The sequence below is a fragment of the Streptomyces sp. NBC_00249 genome (assembly GCF_026342355.1).
In the GTDB taxonomy this organism is placed as follows: domain Bacteria; phylum Actinomycetota; class Actinomycetes; order Streptomycetales; family Streptomycetaceae; genus Streptomyces.
The window spans coordinates 277,799-292,361 of the sequence record NZ_JAPEMV010000002.1 but is presented as its reverse complement, the minus strand read 5'-3'; the positions used below and the strand labels follow the sequence as shown (position 1 = coordinate 292,361).

The 14,563-nt window shown below is 74.4% G+C and carries 13 protein-coding genes and 1 riboswitch; of the genes, 5 read left to right on the top strand and 8 right to left on the bottom strand.

Features of this window, described 5'->3' with window-relative positions:
• Nucleotides 1-126 precede the first annotated feature (126 nt).
• On the top strand, nucleotides 127-855 hold the full coding sequence (locus tag OOK31_RS10130) for a flavodoxin family protein (RefSeq protein WP_267012097.1): 729 nt from the start codon (nucleotides 127-129) through the stop codon (nucleotides 853-855).
• On the opposite strand, the gene OOK31_RS10125 is transcribed toward OOK31_RS10130, so the two are convergent.
• Nucleotides 856-3,699, bottom strand: a complete 2,844-nt coding sequence (locus OOK31_RS10125; protein ID WP_267012096.1) for a BTAD domain-containing putative transcriptional regulator — start codon at nucleotides 3,697-3,699, stop codon at nucleotides 856-858.
• Nucleotides 3,700-3,853: 154 nt separating this feature from the next.
• Here OOK31_RS10125 and OOK31_RS10120 point away from each other — a divergent pair, with 154 nt between their 5' ends.
• On the top strand, nucleotides 3,854-5,014 hold the full coding sequence (locus OOK31_RS10120) for a GDSL-type esterase/lipase family protein (RefSeq protein WP_267012095.1): 1,161 nt from the start codon (nucleotides 3,854-3,856) through the stop codon (nucleotides 5,012-5,014).
• Between the two features lie 74 nt (nucleotides 5,015-5,088).
• Here OOK31_RS10120 and OOK31_RS10115 read toward each other — a convergent pair whose 3' ends face one another.
• The 7 genes from OOK31_RS10115 to gcvT form a co-directional block, all read right to left on the bottom strand.
• Nucleotides 5,089-5,607: a hypothetical protein gene (locus OOK31_RS10115; RefSeq protein WP_267012094.1), complete on the bottom strand. Its 519-nt coding sequence runs from the start codon at nucleotides 5,605-5,607 to the stop codon at nucleotides 5,089-5,091.
• An 87-nt stretch (nucleotides 5,608-5,694) separates the two neighbouring features.
• Nucleotides 5,695-6,102, bottom strand: a complete 408-nt coding sequence (locus OOK31_RS10110; RefSeq protein WP_267012093.1) for an SsgA family sporulation/cell division regulator — start codon at nucleotides 6,100-6,102, stop codon at nucleotides 5,695-5,697.
• Between the two features lie 221 nt (nucleotides 6,103-6,323).
• A complete protein-coding gene (locus OOK31_RS10105; protein ID WP_267012092.1) occupies nucleotides 6,324-7,706 on the bottom strand; it encodes an L-serine ammonia-lyase in 1,383 nt (460 codons plus the stop codon).
• Between the two features lie 158 nt (nucleotides 7,707-7,864).
• Complete coding sequence (locus OOK31_RS10100; RefSeq protein WP_267012091.1) at nucleotides 7,865-8,011, bottom strand: hypothetical protein; 147 nt, start codon at nucleotides 8,009-8,011, stop codon at nucleotides 7,865-7,867.
• Nucleotides 8,012-8,394: 383 nt separating this feature from the next.
• The gene (gene glyA, locus OOK31_RS10095; protein ID WP_267012090.1) at nucleotides 8,395-9,651 is read right to left on the bottom strand and encodes a serine hydroxymethyltransferase; all 1,257 of its coding nucleotides are present in this window, start codon (nucleotides 9,649-9,651) and stop codon (nucleotides 8,395-8,397) included.
• 17 nt (nucleotides 9,652-9,668) lie between these two features.
• Nucleotides 9,669-10,052 carry a glycine cleavage system protein GcvH gene (gene gcvH, locus OOK31_RS10090; RefSeq protein ID WP_267012089.1) on the bottom strand — a complete coding sequence of 128 codons (384 nt, stop codon included), beginning with the start codon at nucleotides 10,050-10,052 and terminating at the stop codon, nucleotides 9,669-9,671.
• Between the two features lie 122 nt (nucleotides 10,053-10,174).
• Nucleotides 10,175-11,290: a glycine cleavage system aminomethyltransferase GcvT gene (gene gcvT, locus OOK31_RS10085; RefSeq protein ID WP_267012088.1), complete on the bottom strand. Its 1,116-nt coding sequence runs from the start codon at nucleotides 11,288-11,290 to the stop codon at nucleotides 10,175-10,177.
• A gap of 186 nt (nucleotides 11,291-11,476) precedes the next feature.
• Nucleotides 11,477-11,580, bottom strand: a riboswitch (glycine riboswitch).
• Nucleotides 11,581-11,845: 265 nt separating this feature from the next.
• Between gcvT and OOK31_RS10080 the strand changes: the two genes are divergently transcribed.
• From OOK31_RS10080 to OOK31_RS10070, 3 genes are all read left to right on the top strand, one after another.
• The gene (locus OOK31_RS10080) at nucleotides 11,846-12,406 is read left to right on the top strand and encodes an AAA family ATPase (protein WP_267012087.1); all 561 of its coding nucleotides are present in this window, start codon (nucleotides 11,846-11,848) and stop codon (nucleotides 12,404-12,406) included.
• A 415-nt stretch (nucleotides 12,407-12,821) separates the two neighbouring features.
• Nucleotides 12,822-13,556: an enhanced serine sensitivity protein SseB gene (locus tag OOK31_RS10075; protein ID WP_267012086.1), complete on the top strand. Its 735-nt coding sequence runs from the start codon at nucleotides 12,822-12,824 to the stop codon at nucleotides 13,554-13,556.
• A 56-nt stretch (nucleotides 13,557-13,612) separates the two neighbouring features.
• Nucleotides 13,613-14,353, top strand: coding sequence for an enhanced serine sensitivity protein SseB C-terminal domain-containing protein (locus tag OOK31_RS10070; protein WP_267012085.1), 741 nt, complete (start codon nucleotides 13,613-13,615; stop codon nucleotides 14,351-14,353).
• Nucleotides 14,354-14,563 lie beyond the last annotated feature (210 nt).

Here is a 14,563-nt window from a genome sequence, read left to right as displayed (position 1 = left end):
CCGACGTCCGCCTCGCCCTGAACGCGGCGAGCGCCGACGCGATGATCGGCAGCCTGTAGGGCGCCGGCCGCCCGTCCGGGTGCGGTCCGCTGGCGGCCGCACCCTTACGAGCACAAGGTGGGGGGCGTGGCTGACGACTCCCGGAACGCGGACTTCGACTACTCCGACCTCTCCGCCGTCTACGTGAACTGCACGCTCAAGCGCTCGCCCGAGACCAGCAACACCGAGGGCCTGATCGCCAGGAGCCGCGCCGTCATGGAGTCGGCGGGCGCCCGCACCTCACTCGTGCGCGCCGTCGACCACGACATCGCCACCGGCGTCTGGCCGGACATGACCGAGCACGGCTGGGAGAGCGACCAGTGGCCGGTGCTCTACAGCCAGATCATGGACGCCGACATCCTCGTCCTGTGCGGCCCGATCTGGCTCGGCGACAACAGCTCCGTCATGAAGCAGGTCATCGAGCGGCTCTACGCCTGCTCCTCCCTGCTCAACGACAGGGGCCAGTACGCGTACTACGGGCGCGTCGGCGGGGCGCTGATCACCGGCAACGAGGACGGCGTCAAACACTGCGCCATGAACATCCTCTACAGCCTCCAGCACCTGGGCTACGCCGTCCCGCCCCAGGCCGACGCCGGATGGATCGGCGAGGCCGGCCCCGGACCCTCCTACCTGGACCCGGGCTCCGGCGGCCCCGACAACGACTTCACCAACCGCAACACGGCCTTCATGTCCTGGAACCTGATGCACCTGGCCGCCCTCCTCAAGCGCGCCGGAGGCATGCCCGCGCACGGCAACCAGCGCTCCCTGTGGGACGCCGGCTGCCGCTTCGACTTCCCCAACCCCGAACACCGCTGATCAGGCGCGGGCCTGGTCCAGCGCCGACTCCAGCTGCGCCACCAGCGGCCCCGCCTCCATCCGGCGGCACCCGGCCAGCGCCTCCTCCACCAGGGCGCGGGCCCGCACCGGCTCCCCGGCCGCCAGCAGCGCCCGCGCCAGCGGAGCCGCCGACAGCGCCCGCACCAGGCTCTGCCCCGAACGCCGGCCCAGCTCGTCCGCCGCCCGCAGCTCCCGCAGCGCCCCCGCCGTGTCCCCGCGCGCCAGGGCGATCCGGCCGAGCCCGATCAGCGCCGCGCTCTGCCCGGCGAGGTCCCCCGCGCCCCGCGTGTGCCGCAGCACCTCCCCGAAGCCGGCCTCCGCCTCCTCCAGGCGGCCACCGCGCAGCAGTGCGTCCGCGACCCAGCGCAGCATGCACATCCGGGGCCAGGCCGCGCCGCCCAGCTCCGCCACCGCGAGCGCCCGCCGCAGCACCTCCAGCGCGGGCCCCGTCCGCCCGCGCGCCAGCAGCACCTGGCCGATCCCGCGCAGCGCGTGGGCCTGGCCGTAGCGGTCGCCGGCCGCCTCGAAGACCGCCGCTCCCCGGCGGCACCGCCCCGCCGCCTCGTCGAGGCGACCCTGGACCCGGTCGAGGTAGGACAGCACCCAGCCCGCGTACGCCGCCCCGTGCGCGTCCCCGAGCGACTCGAACAGGGCCTCCCCGGCGGCGACGGTCTCCCGGGCCGGCCCCCACTCCTCCCGGCAGGCCCGCAGCCGGCCCAGCCCGACCAGCATCAGGGCCTCCCCGGTACGGTCCCCGGCCGCGCGGGCCGCCGCGAGCCCCGCCTCCTGGACCGCCTGCCAGCCCGCGAGGTCGCTGCGCAGGTCGAACACGTACTCCCCGGCCGCCGCGAGTTCCCGCGCCGCGTACGGGTCCGCCCGTACGGCCTGCCGCACGGTCGCGACCAGGGCCTCCCGTTCGGCGCCGAGCCAGCGCACCGGCTCCGCGCGCGGCAGGTCGAGCAGCGCGGGGTCGGGGACCCGGGCCCGGCTGCCGGGCCCGGGCAGCCCCGGGTAGTCGAGGCCCTGGTGGGCGCGGCGGCCCTCCCGCACCAGCGCCGTCCAGCAGGCCAGCACCCGCGGCAGGACATCGGGGCCGGGGTCCAGCTCCCGCCCGAAGGCCCGGACCAGGTCGTGCATCCGGTAGCGGACCCGGCCCGCCTCGTCCCGTCCGGCCGGCTCCAGCAGGTGCGCCGCCGTCAGGGCGTCGAGGGCCTCCTCGGCGGCGGCCAGGGTCCCGTCGAGCACGGCCGCCGCCGTCCAGGCGGCGTGGTCGGGGGCGTCCAGCGCCGCCAGCCCGCGCAACAGGGCCCGGGCGGGCCCCGGCAGGGCCCGGTAGCTGAGCCGCAGTCCCGCCCGGACCCCGTCCAGCACGTCGAGCCGGGCCCGCTCGTCCCCCAGGCGGGCCGCCAGGGAGGCCAGGTCCCGGTGGGGGAGCGCCGCCAGTTCCGCCCCGACGACGCGCAGCGCCAGCGGCAGCCGCCCGCACAGCCGCACCAGCTCCCGCGCCGCCCCCGGCTCCGCCGCCACCCGGGCCGCCCCGGCGAGCAGCCCGAGCGCGGCGGCCTCCTCCAGCAGCGGCAGCCCGAACGCGAGGCGCGGGTCGAGCCCGGTCAGCCGGCGGCGGCTGGTGACGAGCACCGCCGACCCGGCCCCGGCGCCGGGCAGCAGCGGCCCGGCCTGCGCCGCCGAGGCCGCGTTGTCCAGCACCACCAGCACCCGGCGCTCCGCGAGCAGGCTCCGGTAGAGCCCCGCCCGTTCCCCCGCCCCGGCGGGGACCGCCGGGCCGTCCACGCCCAGCGCCCGCAGGAACCCCGCCAGCACCTCCGTCGGATCGGCCGCCGCCGCGGGGTCGGCGCCGCGCAGGTCCACGTGGAGCTGCCCGTCCGGGAACTCCCCGCGCAGGGTGTGCGCCACCCGCAGCGCGAGCGCCGTCTTGCCGATCCCGGGCGGCCCGGTCACCAGACAGACCCTGCCGCCCGCCGCCCGCAGCCCCTCGGCGAGCAGCGCCGCCTCCCGCTCCCGGCCCGTGAACGCCACCGGAGCGGCGGGCAGTTGCGCGGGCCGCACCCCCGGCCCGGTGGCGCTCGCGCGGGGCCCGGGCGGCGGCGGGGCGTCCGCCAGCAGCCGGGCGTGCAGGGCGCGCAGGGCGGGGCCCGGGTCCAGGCCCGCCCGCTCCGCGATCCGGCGCCGCGCCCGGTCGAAGGCCTCCAGGGCCTCCCCGCGCCGCCCCGACCGGTACAGGGCCAGCAGGTGCAGCTCCACCAGCCGCTCCCGCAGGGGGTGTTCGGCCGACAGCGCGGCAAGCTCCGCGCAGGCCCCCGCGTGCCGCCCCAGCTCCAGGTCCGCCGCCAGGGCCCGCTCCGCGCAGTCCAGCCGCTCCTCCGCCAGCCGCGCGGCGGCCGCCTCGAACACCCGCCCGCGCAGCCCGGCGAGGGCCACCGGGCCCCGCCACAGGTCCAGGGCCGCCCCGAGCAGCCGGCGTGCCTCGCCGGGCCCGTCCGCCGCCCGGGCCCGCTCCCGTAGCCGCGCGAACTCCCGTACGTCCACCACCGCGTGGCCCGCTTCCAGCAGGAACCCGGCCTCCGTGCGGACCACCGGCACGCCGAGCCGGCGCAGCGCCCCCGCCACGTTCTGCAGCTGCTCGCGGGCCGTCGCGGGCGGGTCGTCCCACACCGCCCCGGCGAGCCCGCCCGCCGGCACCACCCGCCCCGCCTCCAGCGCGAGCGCCGCCAGCACCCGCCGGCTGCGCGGCCCGCCCGGCTCCAACTCCGCGCCGCCGAGGGCGATCCGGACCGGGCCCAGCAGGGAGACGACCAGGGTCATGGAGGGGCTCCGTGGCGGACGGGTGGCCGTCGGATGGGCCGCCGGTGGCCGCCGATCCTAACCTCTGGCCACCGCCCGGAGCAGGGGTCGGAGCCCTTCCGGTTCCGGCTCCCGGGCGCACCGGCCCTTCCCCTTCCTCAGAGAGGAATCCCCCATGCGTACCCGCAGGCGCACCGCCTCCCGTGGCGCCGCGCTGCTGACCGTCGCCCTCCTCGGCCTGGCCGGGCTCACCGCCCCCGATGCCTCGGCGGCCCCCTCGGGCCCCGCCGTGGCCGTCGCGATGGGCGACAGCTTCATCTCCGGCGAGGGCGGCCGCTGGCTCGGCAACACCGACCGCTACGCGGGCAGCCGCAACGGCACCGACCGCGCCTGGACCGGCGGTTCGTCCTACGACCCGGCCAAGGTGTACGGGGCGAGCGCAGCGGTCGGCGGCTGCCACCGCTCCGACGGGTCGGAGATCGCGGCCGCCCCGCTGCCCGGCATCGACGAACGGATCAACCTGGCCTGCTCCGGCGCCGAGACCGTCCACGTCCTGAGCGCCGCCGCCGGCGGGCAGGCGTACAACGGCGAGGCCCCGCAGACCGACCGGCTCGCCGCACTCGCCCGGACCAAGCGGGTCAAGCTGATCGCCCTGTCCATCGGCGGCAACGACCTCGGCTTCGGGCAGATCATCGGCGACTGCGCCTACGACTGGTACTTCAAGAGGCTGTGCTCCAAGACCCGGGCGCCCCTCGTCCAGCAGAAGCTGCCGGGCGTGAAGGCCAAGGTGACCGCCGTGGTCGACGACATCCGCGCCGCGATGAGGGGTGCCGGGTACGCCGACGGCGACTACCGGCTCGTCCTGCAGTCCTACCCGTCACCGATCCCCGGCGGAGAGTCCTTCCGGCTCTCGCAGAACGATTCGGACCGGATGTTCAAGGACGGCTGCCCCTTCAACGACCGCGACGCGACCTGGGCGGCGTACACCCTCGTCCCGCAGATCGGCGACATGGTCCGGGCCGTCGCCGGGGCGCGCGGCACCGACCACCTGGACGTCCGGGACGCCCTGGCCGGGCACGAGGTGTGCGCGGTGGGGACCGAGCAGGTGGGGCAGAGCGGCCCGGACTCCCGCCGGCACGAGTGGTTCCGCTTCCTGGACCACGCGAACACCCAGGGGACGCTGGAGGAGTCCATGCACCCCAACGCCCACGGGCAGCGGGCCCTGGCGGCCTGCCTGGGCCTGGTGGCCGCGGCCGCCCCGGGCCGCTGGTCCTGCACCCAGGACTGGTTCGGCAACGGCGACCCGGCCCTGATGCGGATCCGCCCGGCGAGCTGACCGCCGTACGGGGGCGGGCCCGGGGCCGTGTGCGGCTCCGGGCCCGCCCCCGGCGGTACCCGCTGTCAGCGGTGTCAGCAGGTGTTCGGGTGGGAGATGTCCACCACGACCCGCTCCGGCGAGTGCAGGACCGTGGTCCCGTAGGCCGGCCGGGTGTCGAAGGCGGCGCCGAAGGTCACGTACCCCTCGTAGTCGCCGGTCAGGGCGAGGCCCTTGAGCTTGCTCAGGTAGATCTTCTGGAGCTTGGGGCCCAGGTAGACGTTGTTCCCCGCGTCGTCGTGCCCGGCGGCGGGGTGCAGGCGGATCTCCAGGAAGTACTTCCCGGCCAGCGGGACGGGCTTGCCGGACCCGTCGTAGACGAGCTCGGAGACGGGACTGACGGTGACCTCGGGGACGTACCCCTGGAGGTCGATCACGATCCGGTCGTACGTGCAGTGCCCGCCCCAGCGGGCATTGACGACGAGCGGGGTCTGGGTCTGGCTGGACGAGGCGGCCGCGGATGCCGGGGCGGCGAGACCGATCCCGGCGGTGAGCAGGGCGCCCGTGGCCAGGGCCACGATCCGGCGGCGGCGCAGGCGGGGCAGGTGACGCATGGCGTCCCCCCGATTCCTCTGAGACGGGGACTTGCTGTCACGGGGGAGGACGACCGCCCGGGCGCGCGCGGTTCCCGTACGCCCGGCTCAGTGGGCCAGCAGCGTGCTCAGCTCGGCGTCCAGGTCGTAGTGGCGCCGCTCCTGCCCGCGCGGGACCAGCTCCGTCATGCGCCGGCACAGCTCCCGCACGTCCTTGGCGCGGGCGGAGACCACACAGCCCTGCACGCCGTTGCTGAAGGCCAGGAACACCCGCGGTTCGGTGCCCTCGCGGCGCGGCCAGACCTGTATGTCGCCCTCGCCGGTGCCGGTGGTCTGCCCGTCGATCAGCAGCTCCCGCGAGAACACCCAGCGGGCGAGGTGCATCCCGGCGCCCCGGAAGTCGACGGCCAGCTCGTAGGGCCGGTCCGTGCGGTACACGAAGGCCCCCTGGAGGGGGAGGGACACGGGCGCGGCCTCCAGTCGCAGCGGCAGGACGCGGTGTTCGGTGGTGGCCATGGAGGCTGCCTCTCTTCGCGCGGGGGTCGTGCACGGCCCCCCTCACGGCACGCTAGCCGACCCCCGCGCCCCGGCCCCGGGGCCGAAGGTCCCGAGCCGGACGGGCCGCTCGGCCCCACTTCGCCGGCCCGGGGCCGGGTAGGCGAACGGGCCCGCCCTCCGGGGGGAGGGCGGGCCCGAGGGGCCCCTCGAAGGGGCCGGTTCCGGCCGGTCTCAGCCGGTCAGCACTCGATGACGTTGACCGCGAGACCGCCGCGGGCGGTCTCCTTGTACTTGACCTTCATGTCGGCGCCGGTCTCCTTCATGGTCTTGATGACCTTGTCGAGGGAGACCTTGTGGGAGCCGTCGCCGCGCATCGCCATCTTGGCCGCGGTGACGGCCTTGACCGCCGCCATGCCGTTGCGCTCGATGCAGGGGATCTGCACCAGGCCGCCGACCGGGTCGCAGGTCAGGCCCAGGTTGTGCTCCATGCCGATCTCGGCCGCGTTCTCGACCTGCTCCGGGGTGCCGCCCAGGACCTCGGCGAGGGCGCCCGCCGCCATCGAGCAGGCGGAGCCGACCTCGCCCTGGCAGCCGACCTCGGCGCCGGAGATGGAGGCGTTCTCCTTGAAGAGCATGCCGATCGCGCCCGCGGCGAGGAGGAAGCGGACCACGCCGTCCTCGTCCGCGCCGGGCACGAAGTTCATGTAGTAGTGCAGCACCGCCGGCAGGACGCCCGCGGCGCCGTTGGTCGGCGCGGTGACGACCCGGCCGCCCGCCGCGTTCTCCTCGTTGACCGCCATCGCGTAGATCGTCGCCCACTCGCTGCGGTGCAGCATCGGGTCGCCCTCGGTGCGCAGCTGGCGCGCCGTGGAGGCGGCCCGGCGCTTGACGCGCAGCCCGCCCGGGAGGATGCCCTCGCGGGACATGCCGCGCGCCACACAGGCCTGCATGACCCGCCAGATCTCCAGGAGGCCCTCGCGGATCTCCTCCTCCGTGCGCCAGGCCTTCTCGTTCTCCAGCATCAGGGAGGAGATCGACAGGCCCGTCTCGTTCGCCAGGCGCAGCATCTCGTCGCCCGAGCGGAAGGGGTACTTCAGCACCGTGTCGTCGAGCTTGATCCGGTCCTCGCCGACCGCGTCCTCGTCGACGACGAAGCCGCCGCCGACCGAGTAGTAGGTCTTCTCCAGCAGCGGGGCGCCGGCCTCGTCGTAGGCGAAGAGCGTCATGCCGTTCGCGTGGTACGGCAGCGAGCGGCGGCGGTGCAGGATCAGCTGGTTCGGCTCGTCGAAGGCGATCTCGTGGCCATCGCCTATCTCCGCGCCCAGCAGCCGCAGGCGGCCGCTCTGGCGGATGCGCTCGACCTCGGCGTCGGCGGTCTCGACGTTCACGGTGCGGGGGGAGTGCCCCTCCAGGCCGAGCAGGACCGCCTTGGGGGTGCCGTGGCCGTGGCCGGTCGCGCCGAGGGAGCCGAAGAGCTCCGCGCGCACGGACGCGGTCTGGGCGAGGACACCGTCCTTCTTCAGCCGCGTCACGAACATGCGTGCCGCGCGCATCGGGCCGACCGTGTGGGAGGAGGAGGGGCCGATGCCGATGGAGAAGAGATCGAAGACGGAGATGGCCACTGGCGGACTCCCTTGTCTGCTCGTGGGGTGATGAGGGCAGGGGTGGTGGTGCGGGTGGTGCTGCGGGGGATGGTGGTGCTGGAGGTGGATCTGCGGATTTTGTCCGGCAGTCGAGCCTAACGCGTGGAAGTGAACGGTTCGGCTGTCGGACGTAACGGTCAGGCGTGGGTCAGCTCGCGCTCCGGTGCCCCCGAGGGTCCGGCGGGGGCCTCGGAGCCGTCCAGGACCGGGTCGGGGCCCGGCAGGCCCGCGTGGTGGGCCTTGAGGACCGCCGCGACGGCCCAGGAGTACGTGACGAGCGCCATGCCCGCCACCAGGGCGATGTCCAGGCGATCGGGGCGGCCGGCAGGGTCGGTGCGGTGACGATTCCGGTGTCGGGCCGCTTCGACCGGTACCGGGCGCGGGCGGCGAAGACGAAGGTCAGGGGGCACGGGATCCTCGCGGCGGGCAGCCGGAAGGGGCGGGGCAGGCCGGGCACGGTGCGGCGGAGGACGCCGACCGCGACCGGGCCGATCAGGTACGAGATCACCATCGCGGCCGAGACGACCGGGGCCAGGGTCTTCCAGTTGCGGCCGACGGTCATCAGGAGGAGGACGGCGAAGCCCAGGTTCATCCACATCGCCGGGCGGGTGCATGAAAAGGGCCCGGCCTTGTGCAGAACAAGGCCGGGCCCTTCCCGGGCCCGCGACTAGAGCGACGGGTACAGCGGGAACTTCGCGGCGAGCGCGGAGACGCGCGCCTTGAGGTCGTCGGCGTCGTACGTCGGCTTCAGCGCCTGCGCGATGATCTCGGCGACCTCGGTGAAGGCCTCGGCGTCGAAACCGCGGGTGGCGAGCGCCGGCGTGCCGATCCGCAGACCCGAGGTGACCATCGGCGGCCGCGGGTCGTTCGGGATGGCGTTCCGGTTGACCGTGATGCCGACCTCGTGGAGGCGGTCCTCGGCCTGCTGGCCGTCCAGCTCGGAGTTGCGCAGGTCGACCAGGACCAGGTGCACGTCGGTGCCGCCGGTGAGGACGTCCACGCCCACGGCCTTGACGTCGTCCTGGACCAGGCGGGCGGCGAGGATCTTCGCACCCTCCAGGGTGCGCTCCTGGCGCTCCTTGAACTCGGGCGAGGCCGCCACGAGGAAGGAGACCGCCTTGGCCGCGATCACGTGCTCCAGCGGACCGCCCTGCTGGCCCGGGAAGACCGCGGAGTTGATCTTCTTGGCCAGCTCCTGCGTCGACAGGATGACACCGCCGCGCGGACCGCCGAGGGTCTTGTGCGTGGTGGTGGTGACGACGTGGGCGTGCGGCACCGGGTTCGGGTGCAGGCCCGCGGCGACCAGACCGGCGAAGTGCGCCATGTCGACCATCAGGTACGCGCCGACCTCGTCCGCGATGCGGCGGAAGGCGGCGAAGTCCAGCTGGCGCGGGTAGGCGGACCAGCCGGCGACGATCAGCTGCGGCTTGGACTCCTTGGCGAGGCGCTCGACCTCGGCCATGTCGACCTCGCCGGTCTCGTCGACGTGGTACGGGACCACGTTGTAGAGCTTGCCGGAGAAGTTGATCTTCATGCCGTGGGTCAGGTGACCGCCGTGGGCCAGGTTCAGGCCCATGATCGTGTCGCCCGGCTTCAGCAGCGCGAACATCGCGGCGGCGTTGGCCTGCGCACCCGAGTGCGGCTGCACGTTCGCGTGCTCGGCGCCGAACAGCGCCTTGATGCGGTCGATCGCGATCTGCTCGACCACGTCGACGTGCTCGCAGCCGCCGTAGTAGCGGCGGCCGGGGTAGCCCTCGGCGTACTTGTTGGTCAGGACCGAGCCCTGGGCCTCCATGACGGCGACGGGAGCGAAGTTCTCCGACGCGATCATTTCCAGGGTCGACTGCTGGCGCACGAGCTCGGCGTCGACGGCGGCGGCGACGTCCGGGTCGAGCTCGTGGAGGGGGGTGTTCAGCACAGACATCAAGTTCCCCTGAGGTGTCAGTTGTCGGAGTGGGTCAGCGCGGCGTACTCCTCGGCCGAGAGCACGTCCTTCGGCTCGTCCGAGAGGCGCACCTTGAACAGCCAGCCACCCTCGAAGGGGGCCGAGTTCACCAGGGCCGGGTTGTCCACGACGTCCTGGTTGGCCTCGACGACCTCGCCGGAGACGGGGGAGTACAGGTCGCTGACCGACTTCGTCGACTCCAGCTCGCCACAGGTCTCGCCCTCGGTGACGGTCTCGCCGACCTCGGGGAGCTGGGCGTAGACGACGTCACCGAGCGCGGTGGCCGCGAACTCCGTGATGCCGACCGTCGCGACGCCGTCCACGGCGTCCGACAGCCACTCGTGCTCCTTGGTGTAACGCAGCTGCTGGGGGTTGCTCATGACCTGATTCTCCTGGATGCGGGGGAGTGGATACGAACGGCGGTCTCGCGTACTGAGACGTACGCGGGGGTGCGCCGAAGGGTCGCCGGACGGCCGCGGCCGTCCGGCGGACGGCTTCCGGGCTACTTCTGCCGCTTGTAGAACGGCAGGGCCACGACCTCGTACGCCTCATGCGTACCGCGAATGTCGACGCCGACGCCGGAGGTGCCGGGCGCGGCGTGCGCCGCGTCCACGTAGGCCATCGCGATCGGCTTGCCCAGCGTCGGGGACGGGGCGCCGGAGGTGACCTCGCCGATCACCTGGCCGTCGGCGACGACGGGGAAACCGGCGCGCGGGACGCGGCGGCCCTCGGCGATCAGGCCGACCAGCTTGCGCGGCGGGTTCGTGGCGGCACGCTCGGCGGCGGCCTCCAGGGCGGCGCGGCCGACGAAGTCGACCTCCTTGTCGAACTTCACGACCCGGCCCAGACCCGCGTCGAACGGGGTCAGCGAGGTGGTCAGCTCGTGCCCGTACAGCGGCATGCCCGCCTCCAGGCGCAGGGTGTCGCGGCAGGACAGCCCGGCCGGCACCAGGCCGACGCCCTCGCCGGCCTTGGTCAGCGCCTGCCACAGCTCCACGGCGTGCTCGGGGGACACGAACAGCTCGAAGCCGTCCTCGCCGGTGTAACCGGTACGGGCGATCAGCGCGGGCACGCCCGCGACGGTGCCCGGCAGGCCCGCGTAGTACTTCAGGCCGTCCAGGTCGGCGTCGGTCAGCGACGCCAGGATGCCGGGGGACTCGGGGCCCTGGACGGCGATCAGCGCGTACGCGTCGCGGTCGTCGCGGACCTCGGCGTCGAAGCCGGCGGCACGCTCGGTGAGGGCGTCCAGCACGACCTGGGCGTTGGAGGCGTTGGCGACGACCATGTACTCGGTCTCGCCCAGGCGGTAGACGATCAGGTCGTCGAGGATGCCGCCGTCCTCCACGCAGATGTGCGTGTAGCGGGCGCGGCCGACGCCGACCGTGGAGATGTTGCCGACCAGCGCGTAGTCCAGGACCTTGACGGCCTCGGGGCCGGTCAGGGTGATCTCACCCATGTGGGACAGGTCGAACAGGCCGGCCTTCGTGCGGACGGCGAGGTGCTCCTCGCGCTCGCTGGCGTAGCGCAGCGGCATGTCCCAGCCCGCGAAGTCGGTCATGGTCGCACCGAGCGAGCGGTGCAGCGCGTCGAGCGCGGTCAGGCGGGGGGCAGTGCTCATGGGTGTGGCTCCCGGGTCCCAGGGCATGACATGACGAGGACGATCCTCCCCATCTGTCATCGGAACCTGAGAGGTTCGCCGAGAGTTACCGCGGGTACGCGGCGCGTCCTCGACTTGCACCTTGGGTGGAGCGCGCGCCGGCGGCCGTCAGGGACGGACGCGTCGCGGCTCGCTTTTCAGATCTGCCTCATCCACGCGGTACGGGGCCTGAGAGATTCAAGGGAGGTACTTGCTCCTTCGGCGCCCGGGCACGGCCTTGCGGCCTGCCGGGACTCTCCCGCGCGGATTCAAGCGGCCGGTATGCAGTTGGTGTCCAGATGGCGCACATCATTGCACGGGACGCGCGGGAGCGGGCGGCGGGGCCCGAAAGAACGTACGGACCGGAACCGGGGCCGCCGGATTACCGTCTCTTTACACTCAGTGGGCATGGGGCCCTTCACGGCCCGATTTCGGGGGGAGACGAGCACTGTGCGGAGATTCGGAGTACTGGCCACCACAGGAACGGTGAACGCGGTCCCGGCACAGCGGGGAGCCCGCCCACTGACCGCGGGCCCGGTGCGTGACCTGCGCGGGACCTGCGTACGGGGGCCCCACCGGCTGGGGTTCGCCGCCGGGGACATCGTGGTGGTGTCCGGGCTGCCGGGGGGCGGCAAGAGCACCCTGATCAAGCGCGCGGCGGAGGGCGGCATCGACTCCCAGGACGCCCGCGAGCGCTGGGAGGCCCGCATGCCGGGCGCCCTGCCCTACGCCGTGTACCGGCCGCTGGTGCGCGCCGCGCACTACTGGGGGCTGTGGCGCAGGCTCAGCTCCGGCGCCTCTGTAGTGGTCCACGACTGCGGCACCCAGAGCTGGGTACGGGGCCTGCTCGCCGGTGTCGCCCGCCGCCGGGGCCGTGCGCTGCACCTGCTGCTGCTCGACACCACCGCCGAGGAGGCGCTCTCCGGGCAGGAGGCCCGGGGGCGGCGCGTGTCGGCGTACGCCTTCGCCCGCCACCGGGGCGCCGTCCGGCGGCTCCTGGGCGAAGCCGAGGCCGGGCGGCCCCCGGCGGGCTGCGCGTCGGCGACGCTCCTGGACCGCCGCTCGGCTGCCGCCGTCACCCAGATTGCCTTTTCCTGACGCGCCGCGCCTTTTCTTGACGCGCCGCTCGCGCGGCTCGGCCGCGAGCGGCCTCCCCGGCTTCGCGCCGCTGCGCCGGACTCCGTCCGGCGGTGGCGGGGCGGGGCCGGTTCTGGTGGCCGAGGCCTGTTTTTCGTCTGCGGGTGGGTGGCCGCTGCGCGGGGCGGGGTCCCCTACCCGCCCTTCCACCGTTCCCGCCTCAAACGCCGGCGAGGCTGGATGGATCCAGCCCCGCCGGCGTTTGAGGCGCGGGGGTCCGGGGGCTGGCCCCCGGGAGCGGGCCCGCACGTGAGCGGATACGCCGGCCACATCCAGCCCCGCCGGCGATTGAGGCGCGGAGTCCCCGGGGGAGGTGTCGGGCGGGGCCGGTAGCCTCGGGGCGATAGCGGCGGACCCACACGGAGAGCAGGGGCACATGCAGGGCAGCGGCTGGCCGGCCAACGAGTTGGAGCAGGTGCTCGGGACGGCGCTCGGGCATCCGGACGCCGGCCCCCGGATCCTGGAGGTGCTCGGGCGCAGCCCGGTCTGGGTTCCGCTCCCCGACGGCGGCGGGCCCGACAGCGACGGCCTCACCCTCCCCACGATGCTGATCGACGGCGCGGCGTACGTCCCCGTCTACTCCTCCGAGGCCCAGTTCCGCTTCGGCGCCGGCCCGGCCATGGACTTCGCCGTCGCCCCGGCCGTCGAGTTCGCCCGCGGCCTGCCCCCGCAGCTCGGCATCGCCCTGAACCCCGAGGGCGCCGTCGGAGTTCCGCTTCCGCCCGCCGCCGTCGCGGAGCTCTGCCGCGCCGGACGGACCCCCCTCGACGGCCCGGCCGCCGGCGGCCGCGTCCGGCTCTTCGAGCCCGACTGGCAGGACGACCCCGTCGACTTCCTCGCCGCCGCCGCCGAGGAGTTCCGCGCGACCGGGGTGGTCGCCGCCGCGCACCGCTGCCTCGCCAGCGTCGAGGCCGGGCCCCCGCAGCTGTACGTCGGCGTCCGACTGGTGGGATGGGATCCCGAGTCCCGAAACGCCCCGCTGGAGGCCCTCGGCCGGGCCCTGGCCCGCGTACCGGCGCCCTGGCCCGTGCAGTTGATCCTGCTCGACGCCGCCGACGACCCGGTCACGGACTGGATCCGTGAGCGCGTACGCCCCTTCTACCTCCCCTAGCGCCGCTTAAGCTGGTTGGTACGTGTGGACGACGGGCGGACGAAGAGGGGTACCGGGTGAGTGCGTCAGGCACGGCCGCGGCCGGGCAGGTCGAGCACATGCTGCGCCAGGTGACTCCCGGGCGCTATGACAGCTACGAGTCATTCCTGCACGCCCTCGCCGAGGGCCGGCTGTGGATGCTGCTGTGGCAGGGGCAGCCCGGTTCGCCGGACGCCCAGTACGGCGGCATGGAGGTCGAGGGCCTCGGGTACGCGCCCTGCGTGACCTCCCCGCAGGAACTGGCCGCCAGCGGCTGGAACCGGGGCTACGAGGTGGTCACCGGCCGGGACATCGCCCGCGCCCTCTACCCGGACCGCTGGGGGCTGTGGGTCAACCCGCACGACCGCGGCGGCGGCCTCGGCGTGCCGTGGGCCGACCTGCGCCGGATCGCGACGGGCCTGGACAGGATGCCGGCCGGGCCGCTGCGGCTCTCCGAGCCGGCCCTGGAGCTCCCGCAGTTCTACGGCCTGCTCACCCAGCACGCGCACCGCACCCCGGCCGTCAGGTCGCTGCGCCGCGCCTGGGTGCAGCCCGCGCTCGGGTCGGCGTACCTCGCCGTCGGGCTCGACCTCTACGACGCCTCCGCGCCCGCGCTGGAGTCCGTACGGGAGATGATGCGCCAGTCGGTCGGGGCGGTGCCCGAAGGGGTTCCGGTGTGCACGGTCGCGCTGGCGGACGAACACGATCCGGTGGCGATGTGGCTGCGCGCGCAGACCCGGCCGTTCTACGACCGCGAGGGGCAGGCGGCCGCCTACTAGGCCGCCCACCAGGCCGTCGCCCGCGCCGCGCCGGCCGTTCGCCGAGCTGGCTACAGGGAAATTCCGGCTGTGCCCGGAGCATGAGACGAGCACCACCGACGGACATCGGGCCGCCGGGAACCACGGTTCCCGGCGGCCTTCCTCATGTCCGGATATCGCCCCTGTTGGGCGCCCAATAGGCGCACTCCTCCTATGAGTTGGGCGTCATGT